This is a genomic window from Lysinibacillus sp. RC46 (genome assembly GCF_041262385.1).
Taxonomy (GTDB): domain Bacteria; phylum Bacillota; class Bacilli; order Bacillales_A; family Planococcaceae; genus Lysinibacillus.
Genome location: NZ_JBGCCF010000001.1, coordinates 147,185 through 170,472 on the forward strand (window position 1 = coordinate 147,185; position 23,288 = coordinate 170,472).

18 protein-coding genes are annotated in these 23,288 nt (G+C 34.5%); all 18 read right to left on the bottom strand.

The genetic code is table 11. The features are described 5' to 3' along the window. Positions 1 to 245: 245 nt before the first annotated feature. Positions 246 to 1,019 carry a glycosyltransferase family 2 protein gene (locus ABH966_RS00800; RefSeq protein ID WP_370075153.1) on the bottom strand — a complete coding sequence of 258 codons (774 nt, stop codon included), beginning with the start codon at positions 1,017 to 1,019 and terminating at the stop codon, positions 246 to 248. Positions 1,020 to 1,028: 9 nt separating this feature from the next. Beyond that, entirely contained in the window at positions 1,029 to 2,066 is a 1,038-nt protein-coding gene (locus ABH966_RS00805) for a glycosyltransferase family 2 protein (RefSeq protein ID WP_370075154.1), read from the bottom strand. A 25-nt stretch (positions 2,067 to 2,091) separates the two neighbouring features. Then, positions 2,092 to 3,312, bottom strand: a complete 1,221-nt coding sequence (locus ABH966_RS00810; RefSeq protein ID WP_370075155.1) for an O-antigen ligase family protein — start codon at positions 3,310 to 3,312, stop codon at positions 2,092 to 2,094. 238 nt (positions 3,313 to 3,550) lie between these two features. Continuing rightward, a complete protein-coding gene (locus tag ABH966_RS00815) occupies positions 3,551 to 4,486 on the bottom strand; it encodes a glycosyltransferase family 2 protein (protein ID WP_370075156.1) in 936 nt (311 codons plus the stop codon). Between the two features lie 425 nt (positions 4,487 to 4,911). Further along, positions 4,912 to 5,883, bottom strand: a complete 972-nt coding sequence (gene galE, locus ABH966_RS00820; RefSeq protein ID WP_370075157.1) for a UDP-glucose 4-epimerase GalE — start codon at positions 5,881 to 5,883, stop codon at positions 4,912 to 4,914. A gap of 384 nt (positions 5,884 to 6,267) precedes the next feature. Beyond that, positions 6,268 to 7,284: a dTDP-glucose 4,6-dehydratase gene (rfbB, locus tag ABH966_RS00825; RefSeq protein WP_370075340.1), complete on the bottom strand. Its 1,017-nt coding sequence runs from the start codon at positions 7,282 to 7,284 to the stop codon at positions 6,268 to 6,270. Between the two features lie 151 nt (positions 7,285 to 7,435). Further along, positions 7,436 to 8,128 carry a WbqC family protein gene (locus ABH966_RS00830; protein ID WP_370075158.1) on the bottom strand — a complete coding sequence of 231 codons (693 nt, stop codon included), beginning with the start codon at positions 8,126 to 8,128 and terminating at the stop codon, positions 7,436 to 7,438. A 260-nt stretch (positions 8,129 to 8,388) separates the two neighbouring features. Further along, on the bottom strand, positions 8,389 to 9,480 hold the full coding sequence (locus tag ABH966_RS00835) for a DegT/DnrJ/EryC1/StrS family aminotransferase (RefSeq protein WP_370075159.1): 1,092 nt from the start codon (positions 9,478 to 9,480) through the stop codon (positions 8,389 to 8,391). Continuing rightward, positions 9,477 to 10,718: an ATP-grasp domain-containing protein gene (locus ABH966_RS00840; RefSeq protein WP_370075160.1), complete on the bottom strand. Its 1,242-nt coding sequence runs from the start codon at positions 10,716 to 10,718 to the stop codon at positions 9,477 to 9,479. Before ABH966_RS00840 ends, ABH966_RS00835 begins: the two co-directional genes overlap by 4 nt. Further along, positions 10,715 to 12,202: a lipopolysaccharide biosynthesis protein gene (locus ABH966_RS00845; protein ID WP_370075161.1), complete on the bottom strand. Its 1,488-nt coding sequence runs from the start codon at positions 12,200 to 12,202 to the stop codon at positions 10,715 to 10,717. The genes ABH966_RS00840 and ABH966_RS00845 overlap by 4 nt, the downstream gene beginning before the upstream one ends. Then, on the bottom strand, positions 12,187 to 13,161 hold the full coding sequence (locus ABH966_RS00850; protein ID WP_370075162.1) for a glycosyltransferase family 2 protein: 975 nt from the start codon (positions 13,159 to 13,161) through the stop codon (positions 12,187 to 12,189). Before ABH966_RS00850 ends, ABH966_RS00845 begins: the two co-directional genes overlap by 16 nt. 332 nt (positions 13,162 to 13,493) lie before the next feature. Continuing rightward, positions 13,494 to 14,477 carry an ATP-grasp domain-containing protein gene (locus tag ABH966_RS00855; RefSeq protein WP_370075163.1) on the bottom strand — a complete coding sequence of 328 codons (984 nt, stop codon included), beginning with the start codon at positions 14,475 to 14,477 and terminating at the stop codon, positions 13,494 to 13,496. A gap of 211 nt (positions 14,478 to 14,688) precedes the next feature. Next, on the bottom strand, positions 14,689 to 16,398 hold the full coding sequence (locus tag ABH966_RS00860) for a phospho-sugar mutase (protein WP_370075164.1): 1,710 nt from the start codon (positions 16,396 to 16,398) through the stop codon (positions 14,689 to 14,691). Positions 16,399 to 16,590: 192 nt separating this feature from the next. Continuing rightward, positions 16,591 to 17,355, bottom strand: a complete 765-nt coding sequence (locus ABH966_RS00865) for a tyrosine-protein phosphatase (RefSeq protein ID WP_370075165.1) — start codon at positions 17,353 to 17,355, stop codon at positions 16,591 to 16,593. Between the two features lie 331 nt (positions 17,356 to 17,686). Then, positions 17,687 to 19,246 carry a ribonuclease Y gene (gene rny, locus ABH966_RS00870; protein ID WP_370075166.1) on the bottom strand — a complete coding sequence of 520 codons (1,560 nt, stop codon included), beginning with the start codon at positions 19,244 to 19,246 and terminating at the stop codon, positions 17,687 to 17,689. 646 nt (positions 19,247 to 19,892) lie between these two features. Then, positions 19,893 to 20,957 (bottom strand): recombinase RecA, encoded by a 1,065-nt coding sequence (gene recA / locus ABH966_RS00875; protein WP_370075167.1) that lies wholly within the window; start codon positions 20,955 to 20,957, stop codon positions 19,893 to 19,895. A 454-nt stretch (positions 20,958 to 21,411) separates the two neighbouring features. Beyond that, positions 21,412 to 22,668: a competence/damage-inducible protein A gene (locus ABH966_RS00880; protein WP_370075168.1), complete on the bottom strand. Its 1,257-nt coding sequence runs from the start codon at positions 22,666 to 22,668 to the stop codon at positions 21,412 to 21,414. Between the two features lie 17 nt (positions 22,669 to 22,685). Continuing rightward, positions 22,686 to 23,264, bottom strand: a complete 579-nt coding sequence (gene pgsA / locus ABH966_RS00885) for a CDP-diacylglycerol--glycerol-3-phosphate 3-phosphatidyltransferase (RefSeq protein WP_370075169.1) — start codon at positions 23,262 to 23,264, stop codon at positions 22,686 to 22,688. Positions 23,265 to 23,288 lie beyond the last annotated feature (24 nt).

Consider the following 23,288-nt stretch of genomic DNA (forward strand, 5'->3'; position numbering starts at 1 on the left):
CTTACTTTACTAATTCGTATGTGCTAACTTTTTATATCGTTAAACATCATGGCATCAATAGCGGAAAGGCTCGGTATAAAATCATTTTCTTTATTGGTCGTAAGGGGTTATCGTTGGTTTAATAAATTCTATCTTTAAGTCATGTTCTTGATATTTTTCTGAATCATAAAATTCTTTACCTCTAATTGCATTTAGCCTTATACCTCAAATGCTTTTATATCTGTTCAAGAGCCTTTTCACCATTCTTAACCTGTCAATCTAGTTGAAACGTATTTTATCGAAATATTAAGCAAGAAAATACACATCCGGTAGACAGATTGAATTGTCGTCATACCAAGATGATTTTTATAAATTTTCCAGTTCCACGTTATACCTTTGAATTTATTTCTGCTTATGGAACCTGGTGTAATTCGATAATAAGCTAATACTTCATCCATTCCGTATGCCTTTATCTCATAATCTTTTAAAATATCTAGCCAAAGAACATAATCTTCATGCTTAGTCTCCTTGAAAAATGGTTTAGCTATTTTACGTGTATCTAATACAACTGTTAAACATCCAATGTAATTAACACGCAATAATTTTTTATAATCCACTGGTTTTTTGCATACCTTAACAATTTTTCGTGTTCGTTTATTATTTTCTGTTATTTCTTGATATTGTGTATAGGAAAATGCCACATCAAGTTCTTGCATGAAATCGAGTTGTTTGGATAATTTTTCAGGATGCCATAAATCATCACTATCAAGAAAAGCTAAAAATTGTCCTTTTGCTTTTTCAATACCAGCATTTCTAGCATTCGCAACACCACCGTTTTGTGTCAAATTAATAATTTTTATTCGACTATCCTTATATCCTAGTAGTATTTGCTGACTATTGTCTGTTGACTTGTCATTAATAATTATCAATTCCCAATTTTTGTACGTTTGATTTAGAACAGATTCAATGGATTGGCCAACATACTTATCCGCATTGTAAACAGGCATAATAATTGAAACTAGAAAGTTATTTTTATGCAATAAACCATCCTATTTCATAATATTTTTAAATGTATATGCGAGGATCAAATTAAACTTTAATGTATAACAAACTGCATACATCTTGACGAATAAAGGTGTCAATAATTTTGTTCGATTACTCTGACAGTATGCTATTACTTCTTTATTTGTTTTCAAAATAGCCATTAATTGCATTATTTCTCTATTTTGCGTTTTATCAATGGCCGCTGTTATTTGTGAAATGCTTGCACCCGATTTGACATAGTTTTTTAGTGAACTATTAAACAAATGAAATACTAAGATAGAGTATATACTTGTCATATCCAAATTATTCCTTTTTAAATAATCGATGTACTTTTCCGCCAAGTTTAAGTACTGTTCTATAATTTCAGGTTTAGGTTGTTGCATGAGCGATCCATTTCGTTGCAAATAATTATAAAAAGATGAATCGATACTTATTATTTTTTTTATATGCACTAAGTAATATAGATTAAATAGCTTATCTTCTGAGAATATCTCACTATTTGGTTCAAATCGTATATGGTGTTCTTTAATAATCGTATTTTTATACAATTTATTACAAACTTCATCCCCATGTTTGTAGTTAAAGAAGTATTCATATAGGTATCCTTTTAATCCTAACTTCCCAATATCGATCGTCTCTTGCTTAATTTCTAAAAAATTCTTCTCTATTTTTTCTTCGTATACTTTCGTATAATCACATACTACTAACTCTGCTTCATGCTGTTCCATTTCATGTACCATGGATTCAATCATATTCAACTCTATCCAATCATCAGCATCCACGAATATGATATAAGTTCCACTGACCTTATCTAATGCAGCATTTCTTGCAGAAGACAGGCCCCCGTTCGGCTTATGAATTACTTTAATCCTTGAATCTTCAACAGCTAATTCATCCACTATCTTTCCACAATTATCCGCTGAACCATCATTGACTAAAAATATTTCTAGATTTGTATACGTTTGATTTTGAACTGATTGTACACATTTTTGTAAGTATTGCTCTACATTATAAATTGGAATAATTACACTGACTAACTTCATAGTTTCCCCCAATTTTATAATTTTTTTATTCAAACTTAATCTGTTCACGGTACAGATATTCTTTTTCTGTAATACTGTATCGCCAAATAAGCGCTAGAAATAAAAATAGATATTCACTCGCAATTAGTGAAAGGAACATTAAAGAAATTGAAATTGAAACATAAGTCCCTAGGAGAAATACCTTTGATTTATCCATCCTTACAATGAACATTATTCTAAAAAATAATAGTGTCCAAAATATAAAGAATAATCCAAAGCCAATTACACCCGACTCAACTAATATTTCTAAAAAAGTATTGTGCATATAAATTCCTTCACCAAAAAATTCCGCACTATAATCCCTAAAATTATAAATACCAATTCCTTGTACAGGATGGTTTGAAAAGAGTGACAAACCATTGTTCCATATTTCAACTCTGCCACTACCGCCATCCTTACCAACAGATTCCATTCTTTTTATCAAAATCTGATAGATATCGATATGCGTCACTTTTAATACGGTAAAGTAACTTATCCATGTAATTACAGGTACGACAAAAAAAATTTTTATTTTTGTTTTTACAGTAAAAAAAGCGATAGTAATCACAACCCCTATTAAGGTTGCTAATATGCCCCCCCTTGAAAAAGTTAGTAAAGTTGTAATTAAAGCTAAAACAAATCCAACCTTCCCTTTATTGTCTTTCATATTTACTAGGAAAAAGAACAAGAAGAACGAATTGGATACAACAAATATATTAGGGTCTGATAAAATACCGATTAATCTGGGCATATTTCTATCTAGCATTAAGCCATAAACTCTAATGCCATTCCCATAAAAATTAAATTTATTAGAAATTAAACCAAATAGATAAAACAATAATGAAATTACGTTATATAGTATTCCTACTGTCCCAATTATTCGTTCAAATTCTTTTAATGTAATATTAGAAAATAAAAATTTATATATAAAGTATGAAAAAAGGCCGATTAAAATAGCAATAGTCAAACGAATACTTGCCAACGGATATGTAGAAAATACTCCAGTAAAACAGTAGAAAACATAGAAGAAAATCATAAAGGTTTCATGAATTTGAGGCTTATGAAAAACAATTTTACTAAGGGTAAGCATAAAAATTACGACCATTAATACCATATGTGGTTTTAACGAAAAACCAATGTTTACATTCAGATTACCTAAAAAAACACTGAATACTAAAATAAATATTAGAAAATAATTATTTGAAATTCTTTTTTTTTCGTAAATCACTTTTCTCTCCCCTTACTACCCCTCTTTAAGAGTGCAAACTAATAGTGCTTTTTCAGGTCAAGAATCTGCCACCATTTCTTTATAATGCCAGTAGGTTGAAAACCGACTAACACGTCGCTATTTTCATACGCAGCACATAGCTTCATAAAAAGCATCGAAACCTGCTCTTGATTGCTTCGGAGCACTCGTCCTCTCTCATCAAGCGCGCATGCCTAATGTGTATGCTTGGCAATTACTATCACCTTTTAACTAGTCTAATAGTTCTGATAAATAACATGTTTTTACACCTTTCAAGGAAATATTTCGAGGTTTTTAAGGCAATAATTAAATTTAATACCATTTTAAAGAACTCGCCTTCTTCTTTATAAACTAATGCTTCCTTAAAATAGAGCTGTGTTTTATCAAAATTTTCTACCTTATTTTGTGTAGTCCTCTTATTTACATACTTATCGATTTCTGATTGGTTAATTAAATCAATATTTTTATAGTTTTTTTGTAAATACTTCGCAGATAAAAGTTGTCTTAAAGCATTCGATCTTGAAATACTAATAGAATTGAGCCTATAAGTAAGCGTTACATCATTACAATTACCAATCCGATATTTTTGGGAGCACCGCAATAAAAAATCATAATCTTCACAGGTGTGTAAATTCCGATATCCATTTAAGTCAGTATATACTTCTCTTTTGACAAACCATGTTGGATGAGGAATACAATTATCATATTTCAAAATACTATTAATAATATTATTTGAAACGGGATGATTAGAAGATTTTTGTATAACATTCCCACTCTCATCAATACTTCTAATTTTCGATCCAATTAAGTCATAGTTATACTTTTTCAAGTAAAGCAATTGCTTTTCTAGTCTGTTATTATCTGAGATGTCATCCGCATCCATTCTTGCTATATATTCACCCTTACAATATTCTAAAGCTTTATTTAAACTATTGGTTAGTCCGATGTTTTTATCATTTTCAACAACGATTATACGCTCATCTCTATTTGCATAATCAGATACAACTCTTTTAATCATAGTATTATCTGGATTATCTAATACAATAATAAATTCAATTTTTGAATATGTTTGATTCAAAATCGATTCAATACTCGCTTTTAACCATTCCATCTTTTCATTATAAGTACTCATTATTACTGAAATTAGATCCTTCATTATACACATCCCCATTAGTCATGATCCCACTGATGAAATTTATGGCTATCCTTTTCTTTCTTATTAAAAAGATTGGTCACGAAAACCAAAAACTATCAAATTAAAATGCTGACATCATTCTATTGCGAAATTCCACGATTGGTGGAAAAATTCCGGTAACTATAAGAATATGCTTTTCAATTTGTATATGAAAAACTTAGCCTCGTTTGTACAAACACTTTGCTATTTACTACTTATATGAAGGTGAATTTCTCTTTATACATGGTGAAGAACTTTCAATTGTTATTCAAAAGTAAACAAATTGACTAATTGGTGAAAAATATAAAAGTGCTAACTTTTACACCTGGTTTTAGGTAAAATTCAGCACTTTTGTTATAACGATGAATATTTTAGTCAATCACATTTCAAATTAAGTTCTAAGCCCTTCAGTATCTTTGATTGTTATGCCATTTCCAAGCATCTTCAATAATTTCCACTAAGCTTTTTTCCGCCCTCCACCCAAGTTCATCAAAAATCTTTTTAGATGAAGCAATAAGTCTAGCAGGATCTCCTTCACGTCTTTCAGAGAGTTCAATATTTGCCCTTTTACCTGTTACTGCCTCGCAAGTTTCTATTACTTCTTTTACTGTATAGCCACGACCATTCCCTAAGTTATAAATTGCCTCTTTATTTTTATTCTCAAGTAATGAATTCAAGGCAAAAATATGTGCTATTGCTAAATCTGTAACATGTATATAATCACGAATGCATGTGCCATCGGGTGTTTCATAGTCTGTACCATAAATACACACCTTCTCCCTATCACCAGCTAAATGTTGCAATACAATTGGAATAAGATGCGTTTCTGGGTTATGGCTTTCGCCAATTTCCGCTGTTTCATAGGCCCCGGCTGCGTTAAAATATCTTAAAACTACGTAACGTAAATCATAGGCTGTTGCATAATCCATGAGAACTTGTTCAATCATAAGCTTTGATCTTCCATAAGGATTTATTGGATTTGGCACAATTGTTTCATCAATCATGTTTAGGTTAGGAACCCCATATGTCGCAGCAGTTGATGAAAATATAATATTTTTCACGTTATACTTTAACATTACACTTAATAAAGTTAATGTAGATATAACGTTGTTCTCATAATATTTCTGCGGATTTACTACAGATTCACCGACTAGACTACTCGCAGCAAAGTGCATTACTGCTTTAATGGAATATTGCGAAAAAACGTGCTCCAAATCGCTTCTTTTTCCTAAATCCCCCTGCACAAAAATCGCCTTTTCATCAATCGACTCCCGGTGACCAGTTGAAAGATTATCCAATACAATAACTGCTTCTTTCTTTACTAACTCTTTTACAAGATGACTACCTATATATCCCGCTCCACCGATAACTAATATCAAATGGTTGTCTCCCTTTTCATTTTTCTTTTACTAATAATACGCGCTTTGAAAATAGCCATAGTTGCGCGAAAGCCTATTATTTTACACAAAACACTAGCGATTATATGGTTATTATTATTTCGATATTGTAATAAAAATCGATTTTCTTTAACAGAAGAAAGTATTTGTTTGTTTTCTTTCTTCTCTGTCTACGAATCCCGCAAGCTTTATACAGAAATAATATCTATTTAGCAATAATCTTTTATTTCACTTATGTCATGAATTATGAACCAAGTTCTCTTCGCTAAATTTTGAAGCTTTTTGGACTTCAATCTTTTCTAGATGCTATCAATAATTGAGGTGTTTGAATTGTAATTTTCGTCTGAGCTTTTCTAGCTTCCATCATCATAAATATTGCTTTTCAAAATACTCTCGATATTGTCCACTTATAATTTGCTCCCACCATGTGTTGTTTTCAACATACCAATGAATCGTTTGCGCAATGCCAGTTTCAAATGTGTATATGGGCTTCCAACCTAATTGCTCTATTTTAGTTGGGTCAATGGCATAGCGTTTATCATGAGCTAAACGATCTGTTACATACTTTATAAGTTTTTCTGATTTCCCTAATGTCTTAATAATTGTTTGAACAACTTCTAAATTGGTGCGTTCATTATGCCCACCAATATTATATATCTCTCCGTTGACACCTTCATGTAACACCAAATCAATGGCCGTACAATGATCAAAAACATGTAACCAATCTCGTATGTTTTGTCCGTCACCATATATAGGAATTTTTTCATCCTTTAACACACGAGAAATAGTTAAAGGAATTAATTTTTCTGGAAACTGATATGGTCCATAGTTATTCGAACAACGCGTAATATTCATTGGTAATCCATATGTTTTATAATAAGCACGGACTAAACAATCAGAAGAAGCTTTACTTGCACTATAAGGGCTATTTGGTAGTAATGATGTCTCTTCTGTAAAAAAAGTAGATGGTTCAAAATCCAATTCCCCATAAACTTCATCCGTAGATACATGGACAAATTTTGAAATACCTACTTGCATCGCTGCTTCTAATAATACTTGTGTCCCTAATACATTTGTTCGAACAAATACCGATGGATCTGTAATTGAGCGGTCCACATGACTTTCTGCTGCAAAATGAACCACATAATCGAATTGTTCCTTCTTAAAAAAAGTCATAACCAACTCACGATTTACAATATCGCCTTTTACAAATGTATAGTTATCATTTGTTTCAAATGCTCGATGTTTACCTAGATCACCTGCATACGTCAATAAATCTAAATTATAAATTTCATAGGAAGGATACTTACAAATTAAATATTGAATAAAATTACCTCCGATAAATCCTGCACCGCCAGTAACTAATATTTTTTTCTTTACCACCATTCCTACCTCTTTCAATGTATTGTTGTAAGTGAATGATCCAAGGCATAAGGTACTTCCAGCAAATACTTACCATATTCTGTTTTCATAAGTGGTTGAGCAAGCTCCTCTTTCTTTTTTTATTGCTCAATATCGTTATTTTTCGTTTTTATTATCTAACTAATTCATGAATATCTAACATTTCTTTAATTTTACTAATATCGTTAAACATCATGACGTCAATTATTGAAAGGCCAGGCATAAAATCATTTGAGTATTGTTTGTATGGTGTTAGTATTGGTTGAATAAATTGAATTTCCAAATCATTGTCTATATATTTTTGCTGATTGTAAAAATCCTTGCCACCAATCGCATTAATATAGGTAGTCGCATTTAATGCCCTAGATACTTTAATTCCCCATTCATCTGCTGCATTAGCCTCTTTAATAGTAGGGAATTTTTGCGACAGAATAGTAATACTCGTTTCTATACCTAATAATGTGCAAGTCTTTCTTAGAACTAAAGTAATGAATTGACTTAAATTGCTGTTACTATTTGTTAAACAATCCGTTACGAATTCCATAACATTCATAAAAAATGGCGCGTTTTTATAAAATATTAATTGATTGAGAATCTTTTCTTGCCAATGCATATTACTATTTATGACAATGTCTTTAATTTTAGTTTCTCTAGAAGCTTTACATACTGGAACATTGAAATATATACTTTTTCCATGCTCACTCAAGATTCGGTTCCTATTTATCCAACTTCTTCTCGTATATTGAGCATTATCAAAAATGACAAATTCATCTACCGAGTGTATCAGTTGGAAATATCCTAGATACGGAAAAAAATAAGGTTGCATTAAGGCTATCCTCATTCTAAGTGTCCCTTCTTAAGTTAATAAAACTACTAATAAGTATCTTGATCATCATGGAATTCTAACTCCATGTAAATTTCCTCTTGTCTACAAAATACAATATAAAGATCATCTTTTGGAAATTAGAGGAACGAAGTAAAGATATTGTTCTCTCCCATTCCAATATTTTTTCATTAAATTAAATAGCCCTTCTACTATATAATTTATGGCTTGCAAATTCTTTTGTTTTACAGATAACTTGTACACTATTCTTTCAAAAGTATACAAATTTTATCTACATCTTCTAGCATGAGATCCCCATACAATGGTAGTGTTAAAACTCTCTCTGCAATATATTTTGCGACAGGTGTATCTTCAGCATTGAACTTTTCTCTGAAACATTCAAAGCTATTCGTTAAAGGATAAAAATACTTTCGGGGAAAAATATTATGTTTCATTAATTTCTCATACACTTCATCCCGCGAAAGTTGGAAACCATCAAATACAACAGGGAAGTATGCATAATTACTCGACACATCTTTTGGAGGAGGCAATAATTTAATACCTCTGATACTACTGAGATGTTCAACATATCTCTCAAATACTTTCTTTCGCTTCCCTATTTCCATATCTATATTCCGGAGATTGCACAAACCCATCGCTGCTTGAAATTCATTCATCTTAGCATTACCACCTATATACTGAATTGTTTCAGGTCCAGTAATACCAAAATTTTTATAAATATTTAATAAGTCTTTTATGTTAGAATCTTTAACGGTTAGTGCTCCACCCTCAATAGTGTGAAAAACTTTAGTTGCATGGAAACTAAACATGGAAGCATCACCAAAGTTTGCAACACTTTCACCACCTACCGTTACCCCGAAGGCATGAGCAGCATCAAATATGACCTTTAGATTATATTTACTTGCTATACTTTCAATCTCTTTTATATTACATACATTTCCGTACACATGAACGGCTATAATAGCGGAAGTTTTATCTGTTATTAACCTTTCAATATTATCTGTTTCTATGGTGTAATCATTAAGATTAATGTCAGCAAAAACTGGTGTTAAACCTTTTCGTACGATTGCATGCGTTGTCGATGCAAATGTAAAAGGTGTGGTGATAACTTCGCCAGTTAATTGAAATGCTTCAATCGCGTATTCTAATGCTAGGTGCCCGTTAGAAAATAGCGTAATATTTTTTGTATTCAAATACCGTTTCAATTCAGTTTCTAAAGCATTATGCTTTACACCCATGTTGGTCAACCAGCGACTATCCCAAAGATCTCTAATTTCTTCAGAGAATTCCGTAAAACCAGGCATTGATGATTGTGTTACTTGAATAGGCTTCATATATTCACCTTCTTGACGTTATTTATTTTCACAAATGAATACTCAACATTTACCTTCACGAAGTTTGTGATATGCTCCATTTTTTCTAACATGTCATCTTCTGAAGGAAATTGTAGTATCATAGTGCCCAATTTTTCATTAGATCCTGAAAATGCTTTAATGTGACTTTTTGATTTAACTAGCAATTCATATTCAACAATGCCATTTTCTATTTCATCATGCATTTCCACATTTATAAATACTCCGCTAGTTTCACTATTCAATACATACACCGACCAATATCCTTGTGGTTCAACCATAGTCAAATCATTACAATCCTCACCTAAAGCCGCCTTAATAGTATATTCGATCATATCTACACCAGTTGCATATTTTGTTACTTGTGGAATCCAATCGCCACCATTCCTAGCAGCTATCTCAATAAGATAAATATTTTCTTGTTCGTCCACTCGAATATCAAAATTATAGGCACCTGATTTCATATTGAGTAAAGTCAACGCTCTTTGAATCTCTTTATGAATTTTTTGTTGAATATGCTCAGACATTTTGCATGGCCAGCTTGAACCAACTGGGACAAATGGATTTGGTGATGTTAATGTCGGAAAGTGCTCATTCGTAAAACTACGAAAAACAAGCTTTCCATTTACAGAAAAACCATCCCCCCCAACATGATAACCATGCTTTTCTATATACTCTTCCACAATAAAACGTTTCACTTTCGAAAAACTTAAAGCGTACTCTATTTTTTCCTGCAAAATGTCAATGGAATCTATTTTTGAGACTCCTCTACTGCCTGAAGAATCAACAGGTTTTATCATTACAGGCATTTTAAAATCATGAAAATCAGCTTTAGCTTCTTCCACCGCTCGATAGCCCTTTGCTCTTGGAACGTTAAAATTATTATTCTTCTGAAACTCCCGAAACAAATCCTTATTTGACAATATCTCTACAGATTCATAAGGATGTGACGGTAGTCCTAGCCTTTCAGCAACATAAGCCGCAGTAGGTGCTGCAGGTTCAGACGCATAACTAACTATGCCATCAATGTTTAACGATTTTGCTAATGATAAGACACCTTCCTTATCCGTAGTGTTGACATTATAGTAATCATGAGCATATTGATGCCCTGGATTTTCTTTTATATAATCACAAGTAATAACATAGTGACCCATTTCTCTTGCTTTTTTTATTGCTGGAATTTGAGAATGTGCACCACCAAGCATTAATAATTTTTTCATTCTGTGGCCTCCTCATTTACAATAATTTTAGTAGTGGTATTCCTTCTAAACAGACCTTTTATAATCGATAGTAAATAAGTAAAGGCATCAAAATTAAATACTTTTGCTAACCCTACATATAAAACGATCCCTACAATTATTTGAATAATGAGCGTCACAATCTCAGTCAACCCAATCAAGTGGATTGGAAAAACAATAGCCCCCATCACTAAAGATGTTAGCAAAGATGGTTTTATATCTCTCCACTGTTCTTGAATGCTATAGTTTAGTAATTGTAAATTTGGATATGCGTTAATAAAAGTCGATAAAATTCCAACTCCGAGCACTCCTAAAGCCATCATATGAACACCGAATGGGATACTGACAGCTAAAATAATCAATCCTAATATAGTTTTCACAATTTCTAGTTTTAAAAAAATATCACTACGTCCCAAAGCGTTAATTGCTTGTAAATTTGCAGTATGTATAGGCCATAATGCATAACTAATACAAAAAATTTGTAAGAATGGCACGGAAGGTAGCCATTTTTCTGTTAACAAAATTTTAACTAAAGGCTCAGCAATAGCTACAAGTCCGAACATCATCGGAAAAATTACAAATGAGCTCATAATGATTGAACGACGTACCATAGCCTTAACTCTTTCTGTATTATCTTGATGGAAGGATAAAGTAGGAAACATTACGGATTGTATTGAACCATTAATGTTGTTAATAATTACGCTAGGAAATTGCTCACCCCGATTATAAAAACCTAATAATGCAGGGCTATACATTTTACCAATTAGTAGATTCCGAATGTTGGAATTAATGGTATCAATCAATGATGAAGCTAATAATTTCCATCCAAACACAAATAAACTTCCGAGCCTCTCCATTGAAAAGATAAGCTTCGGTCGCCAATTTACTGTAAACCATAAAATGACCGTTACTATAAGCTGGTTTGTAATTTGATGTCCAATTAAAGCCCAAACTCCATATCCTGCATAGGCCATTGTTATACCAACAACACCAGATATAATAACGGCTCCCAAACTACTAAAGAACAGTTTTTTAAACTGCATATTGCGTGCAATAACTGCATGTTGAATTGAATTAAACGCACCGAAAAACAATGTTAAGGAAAGAATTCTTAAGACAGATAGTAGTTGGGGTTCTGCAAAAAATGAGGCTATGAATGGGGCTATAAAAAAGAGTATGACATACAGGTTAATGGCAACAAATAAGTTTAAATAAAATACAGATGAATAATCCGCTTCATCCACTTTTTTCTTTTGTATCAATGCTGTGTTAAATCCACTCTGCACTATCACACCAGCTATTGTTATGAAAATGGTAACTAGAACGAGTAACCCAAAGTCCTCTGGAAGAAGTAGACGGGCTAGTACAATCAACACCATAAATTGAATTCCCTGCGTCCCTCCTCGTTCTAACAGCTTCCATAATAGAGAAGAAAGGACTTTAGATTTTGTTATATCATCGTCCAATTTATGATCCTCCTTTTAACAAATCTAAGAAGCTTTGAGATACTTGGACTATATTGATTTATAAATAATATTGTTTTTTTCTTTAATCCTAAATTTAAATATAGCTCTCTATATTCTCCTGTTTTTGCTTCTTTAAATCTCCCCTGTTCAAGTAAAAGGAAAAACTGAGTACTATTCTTTCTCCTATCAATAGCATCCTTAAATTTATTGTTCGTATATAGATTTATTTCATCCAACATATCTTCTATTTCACGATAATGCTGCTTCTTTGTTTCTATATCAGAAAAAGTTCTGCCTGTCCAAGAAGTACTATCACCTACTCGATACGAAGACATCAACTCATCCATATAGTACACCGTACCTAGCAATGATAAATAAATAGCTAAAGGGTAATCGCCAACAGGGGCATTTACAAGAAAGTCTGGTCCCTCCTTCCCAAACTTCAGTCGGTAAAACATGGAATTTGTTAAAAAAAGACCTCCTCCTCCTTCAATTACTTCTTCAACTGAGAATTCCTTATTTCCTTTATTTAGACGGTTAAATAATACACATTTCTTATCCGAAGCATTTACTACATTTCCACCATGAACACATAGGCTACATTCAGGATGCTTCTCCATATAATCGAATTGTTTTTGTAATTTATAAGGATCTATCCAATAATCATCCCCCTCACAAATAGCAATATATTTCCCGCTTGCTCTGCTAATATTAATTGTACTTACAGAAACACCTTTGGAATACTGATTTTCAGTTTGATAGATAGGCTTTATCAAATTAGGGTATTTCTTCTCATACTCTCTAATAATGTCTGCAGTTCTATCTGTCGAGGCATCATCATGTATTAATATTTCAAATTTGAAATTTGTTTTTTGCATTAAAAAACTTTCAATCGCATCCGCTATATATTGTTCGTGATTATACGCGAGACAGTGAATACTGACCAAGATATTTTCCACCTGATTTTCTCCCCCTGATTGTAGTACTAACTGTTTTTTTCTCTCAATCTATAAATTCATTTCCGCTTTATAGCGATTAATTATTAATAAAACCAAAACAGGAAGGTATACTCGATTTTTATCCTAATATACGAAGTTAGTTTATACTTTATTCCACCAGCGTCGCATTAAAATAATTCAACGCGTTTCTGGAAACGAATTTTCTGCAATATTATTTAGACATAAAAAAGCCTTTATAATGGTTGGGTGGTAGTAAATCATCCAAATCCAAAATAAAGGACATAAGCATGGATAAGTTTACACGAAAAACATCCGCTCCCTCTCTGTTAATTCTAAACACCTATTATTTCGTTTGCTGCTTTAAACATAATCCTTTCATATTTCATCATTAAAATACCATCACTGTAGTTGCCAATATTCTTCACATTCGTTTTACCATTTATATTGTTTATTAATAATTCAAGGAAGTTTACACCGCACCCGTAAGCACATATATAGTTCGCACCAAACCTAGGATTGATTTCCCCTATATAATATTCTCCATTAACCTTGAACACATCTACATCAATAGGACCAGTAATATTGAGTTTATTAGATAAATCTTCAATAAGGTCAAATAGCTTAAGATCCTTATAAGAAATGACTTTATCAGCACCACCTATAGTCACTGAGAGTTTTTCCTTTGCAAATATTGATACCATTTTTTGTGAATTAATATCAATATATGCATCTATATCATACTCAGTACCATTTAAAAACTCCTGTATTATATTTTTATGTCCATTATGAAAACTCTTTTCTAGTTCTTTCAAATTGGTACATTTAATAACTCCCCTACTACCATCAGCACTATTTGGTTTGACTATTACAGGGAACGAGATTTTATTTTTACTATAATCATCTTCAAAAGTTTCTAAATCATTGTATGACTTTGCACAGCGAATCCCATTTGTTGTCAAAAATTCATACGTTAAATACTTGTCATCACAAGTCTTTGCAATACTTAAATTAGGTAAGATTGGGATAACCCCAATTTCTTTAAATTTATCAATATTTTTAGAGAGAACCATTATATCTTTATCTAACATAGTTAGAATTGCTTTAACTTTATTCTCTTTACAAATTTCCAAAAGTTCTTCAACATAATTATCATCTTCTAACGATGGTACTATATATGAATTTTCCACCGAATATAGGGCTGGTAATATATTTGAATTACCTGTAGCTATTATCTCCATGTTAAATTTCGCAAATTCACGATTAAACACTTCTAACATTTCTACTCTTTTTCCAGGACAGCTAATAAGAATATTCATCCGGCATTTCTCCTTTAAGGTTAATAATAGGAACTTTTTTTCATCTTGCTCTATAAAAAAGGCCTATTAACATCTTTGGATCTATTTACTCCTTTTCTTAAAAGTACAGATTTTATAGTATAAAAATTTTTTTGGAATCAAGCCAAAAACTAAGACCTGCTGCTGGGATAATTATTTTTTTGGCTTTCTTCATCGCTCTATGTCCATTCTTTCAACTAATTGCTGTCATAAAGGCTGCCTGTAATTGTTGTAGCTTATGCTGTGCTTGTTCTTTCGTATTAGCTACTGTACCAAAGTAAAACTTACATTTTGGCTCTGTTCCGGAAGGGCGAATCGCTATCCATGATTGATCTTCTAAAATAAACTTTAAAACATTTTCTTTAGGTAATTTAATTGAGGAAATCGAGCCATCTTGATGAATGGCTTGTTGCGTTAAGTAATCTTCTATTACCATTACTTTTTGATCTGCAATATCAAAAATTCTATTTTCCCTAAGGTTTTGAAGTAAAGCTTGCATTTCCTTTTGACCAGAAATACCTTCAAATATTTGTGACTGTAATGCTTCTTGATAATAGCCATATTTATTAAATAAACTGTCCAGAGCATCTAGTAATGTTTGTTGTTTTGTTGCATAATAGGCTGCCATCTCTGCTACTACCAACGCAACTTGAACAGCATCTTTATCACGCACAAAGCTTTGAACCAAATAGCCATAACTTTCTTCATAGCCGAATAGGAACGTTTTTTCCTTCGATTCGTCATACTCAGCAATCTTTTCTGCAATGTATTTAAAACCTGTCAGTGTGTTCACAGTTTCAACTCCGTATTGTTGAGCAATTACTGCACCAAGTTCAGAGGTAACAATTGTTTTGAATAATACGCCGTTTTCAGGTAGCGCATTTTTTTCTTTTTTCGCCTCAAGCAAATACTGTAAGATAAGTGCACCTAGCTGATTACCTGTTAATAATTGATAACCATGCTCTGTTATTACTGCCACACCTAATCGATCGGCATCTGGGTCGGTTGCTAATAGTATTTGTGCACCTGTTTCGTTACCTTTTTGTATTGCATACGTAAAGGCTGCTGCTTCCTCTGGGTTTGGATAAGGAACCGTTGGAAAATCTCCATCTTGTACGGCTTGCTGTTCTACAATATGGACATTTGTAAAACCAAATGCTTGTAAACCTTGTTGTACCGATATTAGCCCTGCACCATGAAGAGGTGAGTAAACAATTGGTATGGTGAAGTCAATATTTGTACGTTGTTTTAAACCGAGTAATTTTTCTTGATAGGCTTGGTCAATATTAAGTAACATCCATTCTACAGTTCGATGCTGCTCTAATGTGTGCCATGATGTTGTTGGAATGTCAAAAATATTTTGGATATCATCGAGTTTTTCAACGATAGTTTGAATAGCAGATGGCGTCAGTTGTGCCCCGTCCCCCCCATAAACTTTAAATCCATTATATTGTTTGGGATTGTGACTAGCGGTAATGACCACACCTGCAAAAGCGTTTAAATACCTTACTGCAAAAGATAATTCAGGTGTTGGGCGTGCATCGCGAAAAACGAATACTTTTACCCCTAATACCCCCAGCACTTGAGCTGTTTCAATAGCAAAATCCTTTGAGAAATGCCGTGTATCATAGGCAATGACAACACCCCGCTGTTTGGCTATTTCCCCGTTTTCTGTGATATACTGCGCTAGCCCGTATGCAGCTCTGCGAATTGTGTAGATATTCATCCGATTTGTACCAGCACCTAACACACCACGCATACCTGCTGTACCAAATTGTAGGTATTGATAAAATCGATCTTCAATTTGTGTTGCATCATTGACAATGGCTAGTAATTCTTCTTTTAAATAGGAGGGGACAGTTTCCTTTATCCATTGCCTATAGTGATCATCTACAATACTCAATATGACACCTTCTGTTCATTCAATAATTTCAAATCTGTAGAGACGTTTACGCTTGTCGGATATATCCCTATGTCGACAAGACCCATCTGGCCACAGCAATTTACCGTCAACGATTTCAATAATGACATTAAAGCTGTCCGTATTTTTCATTTACATATATCTCAAGATAATTACACTTCTTTTTTCTTAATCCTAAAAAATCTTCCACCATTTCCTCTCTTCGATTTTACAAGGTTCTTGTATAATAAAAGGCTGGTTTTCAATTATTCTTGCATTATTTTCGAGTAATATATCGATCGCATCTAACTCTTTTTTCTTTTCTAAATAACAAAGTCCTGCATCAAAAAAAAATGGTCGAGATGATAGATTGTGTACATCCGATCCATAGGTATGAACTAAATTAGCCCTAACTAGCTCAAGTGAGCGCTTTTGTATTGTGCGTCCAAAATAACCAGCTAAGCTGCCAGCAGTTATTTGTGCTTTTGCTCCTTCGCAAATTAATCGTTCTAAGTAAACAGGCCTTTCAACAATGGCTTTATTTCGTTCTGGATGCGCAATAATTGGGGTAATTCCTTCAGACAGTAATGCACGAATAATTATTATTGTATAAGCAGGTACAATATAGGAGGGTAATTCTAACAACATATAATTAGAGCATGCTAATGTGTGGATTTGATTTGTTTTGTAGAGTGGCATGATTTTTTCTGATAATCGTACTTCATGACCGGTAAAAAGTGTGAGAGGAATACTTTTTTTTATGAGTTCAGATTGTAATAAGTGAATTTGATTTTTCACTGCGCTGTAATTTGCATGATATTGTGGGTGATGGCAATGGGGAGTGGCTATTATTTCTTTAATTCCTTCTTTAACCGCTTGTTCAAACAATCGCATAGTATCTGCCATTGTTTTTGGTCCATCATCTACATTCCATAAGATATGACTATGCATATCAACCATCAATATCCTCCTCTCTAATTAGAAAAGGTCCAATACTTTTATTATGCTCAATCTATAAATATTATGAGTACTATTAAGGAAGTGCTTATTGGATAACTAAAGAGCAAATAAAAATAGGCAACTCTTTGTTCGAAACCGAACAAGAAGTTGCCTATTTTTTCAAGAAATCAACTTTAATTGCTAAAGTTTTCAGTGCTTCATTAATATGAAAAACATTTCGAGCCCGCAATCCGCGACAAGGTTTTCCTGTGATTATCTAGTACAATTATCCACCTAGCATATCGACTCGAAAATTCTATTCTTTCTTTTGAAATAAAATCTATTAATGATTTTATTTCGCATATTCCACGGCACGTGTTTCACGAATAACCGTTACTTTAATATGACCTGGATAATCAAGTTCTTCTTCAATTCGCTTACGGATATCTCTCGCTAAGCGATGTGAAGCTAAGTCATCAATTTTTTCAGGTTGTACAATTATACGAATTTCACGACCAGCTTGAATCGCAAAGGATTTTTCTACGCCATCATAGCTTTCAGAAATTTCCTCTAACTTTTCAAGTCTGCGGATATAGTTTTCAAGCGTCTCACTTCGAGCACCTGGACGAGCTGCTGATAACGCATCAGCTGCAGCCACTAATACCGCGATGACAGATGTTGCTTCTGTATCACCATGGTGAGAAGCAATACTGTTTATAACGACCGGATGTTCCTTGTATTTTGTTGCCAATTCCACACCGATTTCGACATGGCTACCTTCAACTTCATGGTCAATTGCCTTACCAATATCATGTAATAAGCCTGCACGGCGAGCTAATGCTACATCTTCACCAAGTTCAGCAGCGAGCAAGCCTGCTAAATATGCGACCTCAATTGAGTGTTTTAGAACGTTTTGTCCATAACTTGTACGATATTTCATGCGGCCTAAAATCTTCATTAAATCTGGATGTAAATTATGAATGCCAATTTCAAATGTTGTCTGCTCACCTGTTTCGCGGATTTGTTCATCCACTTCACGTCGAGATTTTTCTACCATTTCCTCAATTCGAGCAGGGTGGATGCGGCCATCCTGTACAAGTTTTTCAAGTGCAAGTCGAGCCGTTTCACGACGAATTGGATCAAAGCCTGATAAAATAACCGCCTCTGGAGTATCATCAATAATTAAATCTATACCTGTTAACGTTTCCAAAGTACGGATGTTACGACCTTCACGACCAATAATACGACCTTTCATTTCATCATTTGGCAAGTTCACGACAGATACTGTTGTTTCAGCAACATGATCCGCTGCAAAACGTTGCAGTGCCAGTGATAAAATTTCACGTGCTTTTTTATCTGATTCTTCCTTCGCACGTGTTTCAGCTTCCTTCGTCATCACAGCAATATCAGTTGTTAGCTCTTTTTCTACTTCTCCTAAGATAATAGCTTTTGCTTCATCTCTAGTTAAAGCAGAAATTCGCTCTAGCTCTGATTTTTGCAAGGCAACGAGCTCGTCCACTTTGCTTTCCATCTGTTCCATATGCTGTTGTCTTTCGCTTAGCGCTTGTTCTTTACGCTCTAAGCTTGCTTCTCTCTTATTTAGAGCATCATCTTTGCGATCAAGATTCTCTTCTCTTTGCAATAAACGGTTCTCTTGTTTCTGAAGTTCTGAACGACGTTCACGAATGTCATTTTCTGCTTCAGTACGAAATTTGTGAGTTTCATCTTTGGCTTCAAGTAGTGCTTCTTTCTTCAATGCCTCCGCTTCTCGTTTTCCTTCTTCAACGATTGTTTCAGCGACATGTTTAGCACCAGTGATTTTTGAGTCATTCACTTTTTTCATGTAGATATAGCTAACAGCGGCACCAACGATGAGTCCAAGCAAAGCGGAGATGATAGTAATTCCATCCATATGAACACCTCCTCTTGCTATTTGGGTATTACAGTTTCAGTCGGCGCATACATCAATTTCGCCTCGGCATACTAATTGTGTCTCAGATTTTGAAATGTTTAGGTCTGCACGAGGAGCCGACACGATGTCGGGCATTCGGTATAGTCACGGGAAGTGGCGTTTTACCGATGCAGATACGTCAGCCGTTTTCGCAGGATGCGAAGATCTAAGGCTACCTTCTTATTATTCATTTCTTTCAAAATCCATAACATCTGCCAGAGTCTTCATCTTCACTTAAAATGAAGTCAGAATGTACTGCCTATTTAAAGTCATAATTCAGAAATTATACATTTTTAATTGTATAGCTAGCCTTAAGCTCTGTCAAGGATAGTCGGGCATCTGTTCGCCCTCTAAAGAGAAAAAGTAAGTCATATCCATTAAGAGAATTAATTACCTAATACTTTTACACTAATGCTTATTTTAACTTTTATCATTAATGCGTAGAAGCAGTACTTAGGAATTATTTTAAAAAATGGCATACACGACTTTTGAAGATGAGCCAAATATATGGATAACCTAACAAATATTATAAAACCATATTCTCCAATATGTGTAAATAAAAAAATGCATTGCTCACACTATAAAGAGTGGGAACAATGCATTTATATTATTCATCTTCAAGAAGAAGCTTTAATTCCTCATCCATATCTTCCTCTTCATCATGCGCAGCAATTGTGTAAGATGAAGATGCAATACCGTAAGAAGCACGGATTTTATTTGCGATGTCGTCTAGTACTGCTGGATTTTCTTTTAAATACTGTTTAGCATTTTCACGACCTTGACCTAGGCGCTCATCACCGTAAGCATACCAAGAACCGCTTTTTTGAACGATGTCTAGTTCAACACCTAAATCAACTGTTTCGCCCTCTTTTGAAATTCCTTCACCGTACATAATATCAACTTCAGCTGTACGGAATGGTGGTGCCACTTTGTTTTTGACAATTTTAATTTTTGTACGGTTACCCATAATGTCATTGCCTTGTTTAATAGCTTCCGCACGACGAACCTCTAAACGTACTGAGCTATAGAATTTAAGCGCACGTCCACCAGGTGTTGTTTCTGGGTTTCCGAACATAACACCAATTTTTTCACGAATTTGGTTAATGAAAATGGCGATTGTTTTTGATTTATTAATAGCACCTGAAAGCTTACGTAAGGCCTGAGACATTAAACGGGCTTGTAAACCAACATGCGAATCACCCATATCTCCTTCGATTTCCGCTTTCGGAACTAATGCTGCTACGGAGTCAATAACGATGATATCGATAGCACCACTACGTACTAATGCTTCTGCGATTTCAAGCGCCTGTTCTCCTGTATCTGGTTGAGATAATAGAAGTTCATCAATATTGACGCCTAATTTTTGTGCGTAAATTGGATCTAGTGCATGCTCAGCATCGATAAACGCTGCTTGTCCACCATTTGCCTGTACTTCTGCAATGGCATGAAGAGCAACCGTTGTTTTACCTGATGATTCAGGGCCATATACTTCAATAATACGTCCACGTGGATATCCACCAACACCTAATGCAGCATCAAGTGCTAGCGAACCACTTGAAGATGTAGCGATTTCTAAATCAGTCTTTTCGCCAAGTTTCATGATGGAACCTTTACCAAAATTCTTTTCAATTTGTTTTAACGCCTGTTCTAAGGCAGCTTTACGATCACTCATTCATTTTCCTCCTTCGAAAACTGTTCACTGTTTTTCTCTATCTCTACTATACTTGTTTTTGAGAGAAGACGCAAGAAAAAAGCGAACGTTTATTCGTTTTTCTTCAAAATAAAAATTTGGGTAACTTTCCATTACCCAAATTTCTATTTTCAACTATATTATGGATTACCACCAAAACGTGTGGTTGATTTCCGTTCCGACTGGGCGCTTTCCTGGGGGCGTCCGATGAGCCGCTTCACTCGCGTTGCTCGCTCCAGGGTCTCGGGCCAACACGATGTTGGTCACGAAGGCGTTATCACAGGACGTGATGATTTTAGCCTTCGTTCCTCTATTGCTAATCCCCAAGGAGTCGCCCAGCCTCCACTCCAATCAACTTATTTACATAGTAGACGTTTTAACAAAAGTCATCCGCAACTTTTTGGGATGAACCTATATTATGCCGGGGCATAATTGATTAACGTTTTTTAAAGCCTCTTTCTTCCAAAAGCTGCATTAAATAATGACAAGTAAATTTCGCCGCACGCAGTCGATTTGTATTACGCATACCCGATAAATGCAGTAAATACGTTATTGGTTTTTCATCGCCAATGGCAATACCTATCCAAACCGTTCCCGCTGGTTGATGATCATGGGCTGTAGGACCTGCCGCACCTGTTAATCCAATACCAATATCCGTATCAAACTTTTCACGTACAGCACTTGCCATAGCTGCTGCACATTCACTGCTTACAATCCCATGTGTAGTTAATAATTCCTTTGAAATACCGAGTTGCTTAATTTTAGCCTCTTCCGTATACGTAACAACGCCACCAACAAGGGCATCTCCTACACCTGGTATTTCAGCTAATTCTGACTGAAATAAACCTGCTGTTAAACTTTCTGCTGCAGAAATTGTTAACTTATTATCTAGTAACATTTCTACTGTTTTAGAGGCAAGAGAATCATCATCTATACCGTATTGATAGTCCCCAACAAGCGCTTGAATCTCAGCTACCTTTGCGGCAATAAGATGCTGCGCTTCTTGCTCCGTTTCTGCTTTAGCTGTTACACGTAATGTAACCTCGCCGTCAGAAGCAAGTGGAGCAACAGTTGGATTTGTTTGCGCATCTAAAATATGTTGGACACGAACCTCAAGCTCAGCCTCTCCAATGCCATAAAAACGCATAACATGCGATGTAATTACCTCTCCAGCATTTAACATCGCACCGAGTTTTGGCTTTGCTTCAAACTGGAACATTGGCTCAAGCTCTTTAGGTGGCCCCGGAAGTAAAATATACGTACGTTCATCCTTTGTTAATATCATGCCAGGTGCCATGCCGTGATGGTTTGCAAGCACCTCACTACCCGCTAGTATTAAAGCTTGCTTACGATTATTATCCGTCATTGGACGTCCTCGTTTGGCAAAAAACTGCTCAATATTAGCCAGTGCGATATCATCAAAATCGAGAGAAACGTCAAGATGACGCGCAATCGTTTCCTTTGTTAAATCATCCTTTGTAGGACCAAGCCCACCAGAGAAAATGATTAAATCAGCACGAGTCTCTGCAATGGAAATAGCCTCTTCTAAACGTTGTGCATTATCTCCAACAACAGTGTGATAATACACATTTATCCCTAACTCGGACAACTGACTAGAAATAAATCTGGCATTTGTGTTCGAAATCTGACCAAGCAATAACTCTGAGCCAACTGCAAGAATTTCAGCATTCATGATCCTCAAGACCTCTCTTATTTAGACTCAAGTAAGGCACGTCGATTTAGATAGAAATAATCCCATCCAGACCATAGCGTAAAGAACAATGCAATATATAGCATAATTGAATCGAATCGAAAACCGATAAGTGTAAAGACTGTATTGTGTAAAAGTGCTGCTCCGATGGCCACAATTTGGGCCCATGTTTTAATTTTACCAAGCTGGTTCGCCGCAACAACTTCTCCTTCACCTGCCAATATTAAACGAAGGCCAGTTACTGCAAATTCACGGCTAATAATAATTATTATTATCCATGCAGGCGCCATATCAAGCTCTACCATTAAAATAAAAGCTGCTGAAACTAGCAACTTGTCAGCAAGTGGGTCTAAAAATTTCCCAAATGTTGTCACAAGATTGTACTTACGTGCATAATAACCATCCACCCAATCAGTCGCTGAAGCAATAATAAAAATGAGTGCACCTACAAAATGATGAACAGGCATCGTCGCACCGAATAGTGACATTGTTCCCCAGCCAAAATCAAACATCATAACAATGACAAAGAACGGAATAAGTAAGATTCGAGAGATGGTAATTTTATTTGGAATGTTCATTTTTCTAACACCTTTCATGATGAA